Annotated in this window: 10 protein-coding genes; 1 reads left to right on the top strand and 9 read right to left on the bottom strand. The window is 76.4% G+C overall.

The window, feature by feature from the left end:
* Window positions 1-55: 55 nt before the first annotated feature.
* The 7 genes from ECOMGDLI_RS02770 to ECOMGDLI_RS36625 form a co-directional block, all read right to left on the bottom strand.
* Window positions 56-1693, bottom strand: a complete 1638-nt coding sequence (locus tag ECOMGDLI_RS02770; RefSeq protein ID WP_088313359.1) for a DUF4331 domain-containing protein — start codon at window positions 1691-1693, stop codon at window positions 56-58.
* A 128-nt stretch (window positions 1694-1821) separates the two neighbouring features.
* Window positions 1822-2544 carry a PIG-L deacetylase family protein gene (locus ECOMGDLI_RS02765; protein WP_088313357.1) on the bottom strand — a complete coding sequence of 241 codons (723 nt, stop codon included), beginning with the start codon at window positions 2542-2544 and terminating at the stop codon, window positions 1822-1824.
* A 66-nt stretch (window positions 2545-2610) separates the two neighbouring features.
* Window positions 2611-3501 carry an RNA polymerase sigma factor SigJ gene (gene sigJ, locus ECOMGDLI_RS02760; protein ID WP_088313355.1) on the bottom strand — a complete coding sequence of 297 codons (891 nt, stop codon included), beginning with the start codon at window positions 3499-3501 and terminating at the stop codon, window positions 2611-2613.
* Window positions 3498-4265, bottom strand: a complete 768-nt coding sequence (locus tag ECOMGDLI_RS02755) for an SDR family oxidoreductase (protein WP_088313353.1) — start codon at window positions 4263-4265, stop codon at window positions 3498-3500. The genes sigJ and ECOMGDLI_RS02755 overlap by 4 nt, the downstream gene beginning before the upstream one ends.
* Complete coding sequence (locus ECOMGDLI_RS02750; RefSeq protein WP_198954483.1) at window positions 4262-4723, bottom strand: hypothetical protein; 462 nt, start codon at window positions 4721-4723, stop codon at window positions 4262-4264. The genes ECOMGDLI_RS02755 and ECOMGDLI_RS02750 overlap by 4 nt, the downstream gene beginning before the upstream one ends.
* Window positions 4724-4777: 54 nt before the next feature.
* Window positions 4778-5266 (bottom strand): cupin domain-containing protein, encoded by a 489-nt coding sequence (locus ECOMGDLI_RS02745; RefSeq protein ID WP_088313350.1) that lies wholly within the window; start codon window positions 5264-5266, stop codon window positions 4778-4780.
* Window positions 5267-5335: 69 nt separating this feature from the next.
* The coding region (locus ECOMGDLI_RS36625; RefSeq protein ID WP_369812704.1) for a GAF domain-containing protein at window positions 5336-6348 on the bottom strand (1013 nt) is incomplete at its 3' end.
* 593 nt (window positions 6349-6941) lie between these two features.
* Between ECOMGDLI_RS36625 and ECOMGDLI_RS02735 the strand changes: the two genes are divergently transcribed.
* Window positions 6942-7481: a hypothetical protein gene (locus ECOMGDLI_RS02735; protein ID WP_088313348.1), complete on the top strand. Its 540-nt coding sequence runs from the start codon at window positions 6942-6944 to the stop codon at window positions 7479-7481.
* Between the two features lie 33 nt (window positions 7482-7514).
* Here ECOMGDLI_RS02735 and ECOMGDLI_RS02730 read toward each other — a convergent pair whose 3' ends face one another.
* Both ECOMGDLI_RS02730 and ECOMGDLI_RS02725 read right to left on the bottom strand, forming a co-directional pair.
* A complete protein-coding gene (locus ECOMGDLI_RS02730) occupies window positions 7515-8120 on the bottom strand; it encodes a hypothetical protein (protein WP_088313346.1) in 606 nt (201 codons plus the stop codon).
* Window positions 8121-8181: 61 nt separating this feature from the next.
* Window positions 8182-8864 (bottom strand): alpha/beta fold hydrolase (locus ECOMGDLI_RS02725; RefSeq protein ID WP_088313344.1); only part of this gene is annotated, 683 nt, incomplete at its 5' end.

Below are 8864 nucleotides of genomic sequence, written 5' to 3'. Positions count from 1 at the left end.
CCGCGGCCCGGGAGGAGTCCCGGGCCGCGACCGGCGGTCGCCCGTCAGACGCTGGTCAGACCGTCGACGCGCGGACGGCGTCGCGGGCCTGCACGAGCCGGCGACGGCGGCCGAGCAGCAGCGCACCCCCGGCGAGTGCGAGCGCCGCGGTGCCGAGACCGGCACCGGCCTGCAGTGCCGTCCGGTCCGAGGCCGGCGAGACCTGCGCCGCGGCCGTCGTCGGGCCGAGTGCGGTCGTGCCGGAACCCGTTGCGGGCGAACCGGTCCCACCCGCGGTGACGACGTCGGCCTTGCCGCCCTCGAGCGGGCTGACGAGCCCGGCACCCTTGGCCTTGGCGGCGCCGGCGGGGCTGTTCACCGAGCCGGAGCCGCTGTGCGGCAGGGCGACGTACGGGAAGGTGCTGCCGAACGCCACGTCGTTCGCGTTCACGCCGTCCCCGAGGTCGTTCGGCGCGCCGACGAGCTCACCCTCGACGACCTGGAGCGCCGCGTCGAGCACGTCGTCGGTGAGCCGGCGGCCGTTGGGGAAGCCGTTGTTGTCGCCGCCGACGACACCGAGCCGGCTCGGCGTCTGTCCGGCGAACGGGGTGAGGTTGAGCCGCAGCATCTCGCCGGGCACCACGTTCTTCGGCTGGTTGAGCCCCTTGACCCCGGTGAGGAAGACCGAGACGAGGTCGTTGCGCGGCTCGGCCGGGGCCTTGATGCCGTAGACCTTCTCGACGACCTTCGGCAGCCCCGGGTTCGTCACGTACTTGAGGAACTGGCCGTCGCCCTGCGGCCGGGACGCGTTGAAGCGGTCCTTGTCCTTGGCGGGGATGACGACCTCGTTGACGAGCGGGTTGCCCAGCCGCGAGACCCGGCGCAGCTGCCCGTCGGCGCCCTTCGCGAGGGTCTCCGACCAGACGCCGATGACGTTCTTCGAGCCGCCGAGCTCGCTGACCGGCACCCGGATCGCGACCGTGTTCACGTTGTAGCCGGCGAGGGTGTCGTTGCCGACCTCGGAGAGGTCGCCGCCGTAGAGCAGGTCGAACACGCGCAGGTCGAGGAAGAACGGGTCGTCGGCCTGCCCGGCGAAGACGTCCCGGTCGCCGACCTTGTAGGTGGCCTGCTTGCGCAGGTCCGCGTACTTCGGCATCGAGGCCTTGCCGACGTTCGACGGCGCGGCGATCCGGTTCTTCGCGAGGGTGGACCAGCGGCCGTTCGCGTACTTCTTGAGGTCGTAGGTCTGGACGACGTTGAGGTCGGGGTCCGTGAGCGAGGTGACCGGGCCGGTGTTGTAGAGGAACGTGCCCTTGTTCTTCACCGTGGTCCGGAACTGCCAGCGGTAGATGATGTCCGGCTTGGCGTTGCCGTTGGTGTCGATGGCGATGTCGTACGCCGCGCCGTCCGCGAACGTGTAGAAGTTCGGGCCGCCCGCGGGCTCGGAGAACGGCAGCCAGTTCGCGGCGAGGGTGACTGTCCCCGCCTTGTCCGGGCTGAGGAACGCGTAGACGTCCGTCGTGTCGAGCCGCGGGGAGCCGGCGATCGACGGCGCCTCCCGGTGGCTGGAGGCGGCCGCCGGGCCGGACGTCGCGAACGCGCCGCCGAGGACGGCGGTCGCGGCGGTCGCGGCGAGGACGGCGCGGGTCCGGGTCGTGGTCCGGGTACGGGGACGGCGGGGCGGCGGTGAGCCGGCCGTGGAGCGGTGGGACATGGGAACTCCCGGGGGTCCGCGGCGCCCGTGTGGCGCCGGTCACCACCCGTTCGGCGTACCCGCACCCGCGGATTGGTCGACACCCGCAGAAAGATCGCGGGGATCCCGCCGGGGCCGCCCCGAGGTGCTCAGCCGGTCGTGACGATCCGGAACGCCTCCGCGAGCCGGCCCTCGGGCAGCCCCGCAGCCTCGGCCGTGTACGAGCCCCAGCTGCGGAGCATCGCCTCGAGGTCGTCGTGGTGGCTCGTCTGGCTCTTGTGCGCGTTGAGGGCGTCGAGCTTGCGGCCGAAGGTGTCGGTGATGTCGACGAAGTGGTCGGGCGAGGGGTCGGCCATGAGCCAGACCTCCTTGACCGTCCACGGCTCCAGGCCCTCGTCGTCGAGGAGCTCGGGGTAGGCGAACGGGTTGCGGGCCGCCGGGTAGATCGCACGGATCGACGCCTCGCCGGCCGCGAGGTGGTCCGGGTGGCTGGCCCCGATCCTGGCCCAGTTGCGCTCGGGCGACTGGATGAGCATCCGCTCGGGCCGGACCTGCCGGATGACCCGGACGATGTCGCGCTGCAGCTCGTGCGTCGGGTCGAGCCAGCCGTCGCGGTAGCCGTCGAGGAAGCGGACGTCCTCGACACCGACCGCCGCGGCGGCCGCGCGCTGCTCGGCCTCGCGGATGCGCGGCATCTCCTCGCGCGGGGTGTCGTCGAACCCGCCCTGGTCGCCGCGGGTGCACAGCAGGTACGTGACGGCGAGGCCGGACGCCGTCCAGCCGGCCGAGGTGCCCGCGGCACCGAAGTCGAGGTCGTCCGGGTGGGCGGCGACGCAGAGGATGCGGGAGACGTCGGAGTCGCTGAGAGGCACGAGGGCACTGTATGCGGCCCCGGCCCGGGGACGCCGGTCGGAGCACGCACCGCCGGGCGCGGCCCGCTACCGGGGCAGCTTGCCCGGCGCGAGGACGAGGTCGACCCGGGTCACCCGGCCGCCCTCGACGGTGAGCGCCGCGACGAGGAAGGTCGCGCCGTCCCGGGTCGCGACGAAGCCGGGGCCGCCGTTGACGGTCACCGGGTGCACGGCGTCCCCGGCCTGCATCCTGCGCCCGATGCCCAGCACGAACCGGGCCACGTCGTCGGCCCCGCGGACCGGGCGCCGGGCCGCGCTGACGACCCCGCCGCCGTCGCTCGTGAGGACGGCGTCCGGGTCGAGGACGGCGACGAGCGCGGCGAGGTCGCCGCCGCCCGCCGCGGCGAGGAACGCCTCGGCGACCCGGCGCTGCTCCCGGCGGTCCACGTCGACCCGGGCCGCGCCCGACCCCACGTGGGCGCGGGCCCGGACGGCGAGCTGGCGGACGGCGGCCGGGGTCCGCCCGACCGCCCGGGCGACGTCCGGGAAGGGCAGCCCGAAGAGGTCGTGGAGCACCCACGCGGTGCGCTCGGCGGGGCTCAGCGTCTCCAGGACGACCATGAGCGCGTAGCTGACCCGCTCGTCGAGCGTGACCCGGTCCGCCGGGTCGGCCGCGGCGGTCGCCGGGCCGTCGCCGACGATCGGCTCGGGCAGCCACGGCCCGACGTACGCCTCCCGCCGGACCCGGGCCGAGCGCAGGACGTCGAGCGCGCGCCGGGCGACGGCGACCGTCGCCCACGCCTCGACGTCCCGGACCGGGTCGCGGGCGTCGGCCGCGACGAGCGAGAGCCAGCAGTCGGCGACGACGTCCTCGGCCTCGGCGCGGCTGCCGAGGACGGCGTACGCGACCCCGACGAGCCGGCCGCGCTGGGCCGCCCAGGCCCGCGCGAGCTCCTCGGCGCGCGGCCCGGGCGTCATCGGGCCGCCCGGAGCCGCCGCGTCTCGCCGAGAGATGCCAGGTACTCCTCGAACGTGCGTGTCCCGGCGTCGAAGGGGGCGGCCGGCACGAGCGCACCACGGGCCAGGGCCCGCCCGGCGGCCCCCGGCAGCCGCACCGGGACGACGACCCGGCGCCGCCCGGTCGCGCGCAGGTAGCCGCGCACCATGTCGGCCAGGTGCAGGGTCCGCGGGCCGGCGAGCGGGGTGGCGTCCCCGCCGGGGCCGGCCGCGGCGAGACCGGCGAGCCGGGCGGCGACCTCCTGCGCCGCAACGGGTCTGCTGAGCATCGAGGGGACGGCGAGGACGGGTCCGCGGACGCCGCCGGCGTACTGCCCGGCGAACTCGTGGAACTGGGTGGCCCGCAGGACGGTCCACGGCACGGATCCCGCGCGGACGACCTGCTCCTGCCGCCTCTTGCCCGCGTAGTAGCCGAGGTCGACGTCGTCGATGCCGACGATCGAGAGGACGACGAGGTGACCCGCGCCGGCCCGCCGCGCCGCGGCCACGAGGTGGGTCGTCGCGGCGTCGAAGAACCCCTCGGCGACCGCGCGGCGGGTCGTCGTGACGTTCGAGGCGTCGACGACCGCGGTGCAGCCGTCGAGCGCGGCGTCCAGACCGGCACCGGTCGTCAGGTCGACGCCGGTCGAGCGGGCGAGCACGACGGGCTCGTCCCCGCGGTCGCGCAGCGCCGCCACGACGAGCCGCCCGACGAGGCCGGTGCCACCGGCGACCGCGACCCTCACCGTGCACCTCCCGCCCGGACCGGCCGGCAGAGCACCGCAGCGAGCAGCACGACGCCGGCGAGGGCGACAGTCTGCACGACCCGGTCCGCGACGGGCAGCGCCGCGAGGTGCCCGGCGTGGTACCCGAGGTGGGGGACGGCGAAGACGAGCCACACCACGCCCGCCAGGCGCGCCGTCCGGTGGTCGACGGACCGCAGCGCCGCGACGGCGAGGACGGCGAGCGCGAGGTTCAGGGCGCCCACGTCCCGCACGAGGTGCTCGTTGAACGGCCCGTCCGGGGCGACCCACGACCGGCCGCCGCCGGGGAAGCCGGCGTAGAACGAGGCGGGGCCGAGCAGCGCCCAGCCGCCGACGGTCGCACCGGTGAGGGCCAGCAGGGCGGCCGCGACGCGGTCCGTGGTCGTCGTGCCGGGTCGTGCCGGGCGGAGCGTCCCCGGCGTGTCCTGTCGTGTCGTCATACGGGGAGGACGTGGCGGCGGGGGTGCGCTGTGACATCGGCCCGCGCCGGCCGCTCAGAGCCAGTGGTTGTCGTGCCGCAGGAAGAAGTCCAGCCGCTCGTCGTCTGTCATCCCCTCGCGCCGGGCGGCGTCCGCGAGCACCTCGAAGTACTCCTCGCGCGGGGCGCCCGGGGTGAAGAGCAGCAGCATCGACGCCGGCTCGCCCGACTCGTTGCGGAACGCGTGGACGCCGCCGATCGGCACGTGGAGGAAGTCGCCCGGGACGGCGTCGAGCCAGCGCCCGCCGTCGAACAGCCGGACCGTCCCGGTGAGCACGTAGAACGACTCGGTGATCGACCGGTGGAAGTGCGGGCCGGGGCCGCTGGGCCCCGGGCCCATGTCCCAGCGGTAGAGCCCGAACGCGCCGCCGGTGGCGGCGGCCGTCGCGAGGTAGGCGGCGCCGCCGCCGGCGGCGTTGTCGACGTCGCGCGGTGCGTCGTGCGGGCGCAGCCACGCGGTCGTCTCGCCGCGGACGCCCTGGTAGCGCACGGGTGGGTACGACATGCGGGGCAGCCTGCCGTCAGTCCTCGTCCGCCGCAGCCCCGCATGTCGTACCCACCCGTGCGCTACCANCCCGCACCCTCGCCCGCCGCGCCGCCGCCGTCCCCGAGCGCGGCGCGCAGCCGGCGCACGCCGGGCGACGACGAGAAGGCGAGCAGGTCCTGCGGCCGCTGCGGCCAGCGGATGTCGAGGTCGACCCACTCGGCGAACCGGTACGGCTTGTGGTCGAGCACCCCGCCGAGGTTGCGGCGCAGCCGGGAGAGCTCGGCCCGCACCGTGACGGTGCGCGCGGGGTCGGCGAAGAGGTCGTGCGCGAGCTCGCTCGCCGTCCGGCCCTCGGGGTGGGCCGCGAGGAGCAGGAGCAGCTCGGCGTGCCGGGGGCTCAGCGACTGCTCCCACGCGCCGCTCGGACCGTCGATGACGAGGCGCCACTGCCGGGTGCCGCGGACGTCGAGGACCACCGTCGTCGTGGCGCTCGCACCGGCGGGCGCGCCGTCCTCGAGCCGGACCAGCCAGCCGCCGGGCACCGGCTCGAGCCGGCAGGGGCCGAACGACGGCAGCCAGGTGCGCTCGTCGTCGACCTTGTCGGGGAGCAGCACGCGGTCCACGGGGGCGACGCCGGCCGCCGCGGCGAGCCAGCCGTGCCGGTCGGTGACCAGGGCCCGGCCCTCGATCCGGGCGAGCATCGGCGCGGCGACCGCGCGCAGCCGGACCAGCTCGGCCTGGTGCTCGGTGTGCAGACGCTGCTCGGCGAGCCGGGCCACGGCGTCGACCAGCGCGAGCGTGCTCGCGTGCACGGTGGCGGCCGGCCCGCTCACATCGACGACGCCGAGCAGCCGCCCGGTCCGCGGGTCGTGGACCGGGGCCGCCGCGCACGTCCAGGAATGGTGCGACCGCACGTAGTGCTCCGCCGAGTAGACCTGGACCGGTCGCCGCGCGACGAGCGCGGTGCCGATCGCGTTCGTGCCGACGGCGCCCTCGTCCCAGGCCGCGCCCTCGACGAACCCGAGGCCGTCGGCCCGGCGGCGGACGGCGCTGCTGCCGTCCCGCCAGAGGATCCGGCCGCCCGCGTCGACGACGACCATGATGTGCAGCGCCTCGTCGGCGATGCTCACGAGCCCGCCGCGCAGGGTCTGCAGCGCCGGCAGGAACCCGCTCGCCTCGCGCCGGGCCTCGAGGTCCTCGCGGCCCAGCGGCTCCGGTGCGCTGCCGTGGCCGTCCGGGTCGAGGCCGCTCGTCTGCACCCGGCGCCAGGAGTCCTCGATGACCGGTCGGGGCGCGCCCGGCATCCGGCGGCCGGGGCTCCGGGCCCCCGCGACCGCGGCGTCGTGCAGGCGCGACAGGGTGCGCGCGTGCGCCCGTGGGTCGGTGCCCACGGGCACGGCGCTCTCCAGCCGCGCGGCCTGCACCGGGCGTCACCTCCACCTCGAGGGGAGCACCAGTGTGACCCGGGACACGACGCGACGTAACCCCCGGGGACCGACCAACCCCGGGCTGCCACCCCACCCTGCCGCCGGGCCGGCCGGACGACGAGGGTTGCCGGACGTTGCAGCGCGCGTACCGCAGCTCGTCACAAGAGCGCTCCCAGGACCGACACGCCGCGCTCGGCGGGCGTTCGTGCGTCCTGCGGTACGCCACAAGATCGCGGGCTGTCGGACGGCCGCGGCAGACTGCTCCCGTGACCGTCGCCTCGCTCCTGCTCCTCGCGGCCGTGTCCGTGCTGGCGCTCGGCTTCTACCGCGAGCTGCCTCCCGTGCGCCGCAAGCGGGCCCGGGCGCTCGTCGCCCTCGTCGTCGCCGTCGTGCTCCTCGGCGCGGCCGGTGCGCTCGCCTGGGTCGCGCCGGCCGTCACCGGCTGGGTCGCGGAGGCCGCGGTCGCGCTCGCCGTCCTCGCCGGTGCGAGCGCCGGCGGGCCGGTGGCCACCGCGTTGCTGCGCCTGGCGACCAACCCCGGCGCGGCCCCCGGCACCCCGAGCCCGGCCGACCCGACGCTGCTGCACGGCGGCGCGTGGATCGGTGTCCTCGAGCGGCTCGCCGTGACGTCGTCCGTGCTCCTCGGCTGGCCGGAGGGGGTCGCGGTCGTGCTCGCCGTCAAGGGCCTGGGCCGCTACCCCGAGCTGCGGGCCCCCGCGGCCGCCGAGCGTTTCATCATCGGCACCTTCGGCAGCGTCCTGTGGGCGGTCGCCAGTGCGGGCGCGGGCTGGGCCCTGCTGCACTGACGCGCGGGCCCGCCGGGGCGCACCCGGGCGGGTTCAGCCGCGGCCGGCCTCGTCGAGCAGACGCGCGGCGGCCGGCCGGGCGGCCCGCTCCTGCGGCCACAGCCCGGCCGCGAGCCGCTGCCCGACGGCCTGTCGGGACACCTCGAGCTTGGCCGCCGCCTCGCTGACCGTGAGCCCGCCGCTCACGAGGTCGACCGCCTCCCAGGCGGGCCCGCTGCGCCGCGCGACCGCCGCGGCGAGCAGCCCGAGGACGCCGTCCGCGTCGCGCGCGACGTCCTCCCGCACCCCGCGGACCGCGACGTGGTCGGGGCTGCGCTTGGCGGCGTCGACGGCCGCCCGGGCGAGCGTGAACGCCGTCCCGTGGGCGGCCCGGGTCGAGCGCGGCAGCGGCTCGTCGACCGGGCCGGCCCCGATCCCGACGTGCCAGGCGCCCTGCCGGACGAGGTCGAGGACGACCGCGACGACGGACGGCGCGTCGTCGAGGACGCCCTGGAACTCGTCACCCGCCGTCCGCTCGAAGGTGCGGACCGGCGGGCGGACGCCGGGTGTGCCGGCGAGCTGCTCGAGCCGGGCGAGCGCGGCGTCGACGCGGTCGGCGGTGCGTCGGCTGCGTCGCTGGTCGACGGTGAGGACGAACATGTGTCAAGTCTGAACCCTTGCATCGACTGATGCAAGTTCTATGCCTTGCTGGTTGTCGACCTCAGAGGCTGGGCAGCAGCTCGTCGAGGATCTCGCCGATCTTCCCGGCGGCGATCGACAGGTGGCCCTCGTCGGGGAGCAGGTGCGCCCGCGCGCCGGGGATCCGCTGCGCGAGCCAGGCGCCGTGCGCGGCCGGGACCATGAGGTCGACCCCGCCCTGCCAGACCGAGACCGGGCAGCGCAGGTCGTCGAGCGAGAAGCCCCAGTCGGCGCAGAAGGCGAGGTCGTCCTCGAGCCAGCCCTCGATGCCGGGGGCGAGCGCCCGCTCGATGCTCTCGACGAGCTCGCTCGCGAGCGCGGACCCCGTGACGATCGCGACGTCGACGGGCGGCAGCAGGGACGCCCAGCTCTGCGCGAGCAGCTCGGGCGTGAGCCCGGCGAGGCCGGTGCGCTGCTCCTCGAGGTAGGACCGCAGCACTCCCTCGCCGGTGAGCGCGGCGCCGAACTCGTCGATGTTGTCCTGGCCCATCCCGGCGAGGAAGTCCAGGCCGTCCGCGCCGTACGGGCCGACGCCGGCGATCGAGGCGACCGCGGCGACCCGGTCGTCGAGCAGTGCGGCCGTCGCGAGCGCGTGCGGCCCGCCGCCGGAGGTGCCCATGACGACGACCCGGCCCACCCCGAGCGCGTCGAGGACGGCGGCGACGTCCGCGGCGACGGCCGCACTGCTCGACGACCGGGTCGCCG

It is taken from the genome of Kineosporia sp. R_H_3, assembly GCF_002198675.1.
Lineage (GTDB): Bacteria > Actinomycetota > Actinomycetes > Actinomycetales > Kineosporiaceae > R-H-3.
The sequence above is the reverse complement of the archived record's forward strand: the minus strand, read 5'-3'. Positions and strand labels throughout refer to the sequence as shown.

Coding starts and splice junctions, on each gene's coding strand:
- ECOMGDLI_RS02770 (WP_088313359.1), bottom strand. CDS start 1,693: ATGTCCCACCGCTCCACGGCCGGCTCACCGCCGCCCCGCCGTCCCCGT.
- sigJ (WP_088313355.1), bottom strand. CDS start 3,501: ATGACGCCCGGGCCGCGCGCCGAGGAGCTCGCGCGGGCCTGGGCGGCC.
- ECOMGDLI_RS02750 (WP_198954483.1), bottom strand. CDS start 4,723: ATGACGACACGACAGGACACGCCGGGGACGCTCCGCCCGGCACGACCC.
- ECOMGDLI_RS02745 (WP_088313350.1), bottom strand. CDS start 5,266: ATGTCGTACCCACCCGTGCGCTACCAGGGCGTCCGCGGCGAGACGACC.
- ECOMGDLI_RS02730 (WP_088313346.1), bottom strand. CDS start 8,120: ATGTTCGTCCTCACCGTCGACCAGCGACGCAGCCGACGCACCGCCGAC.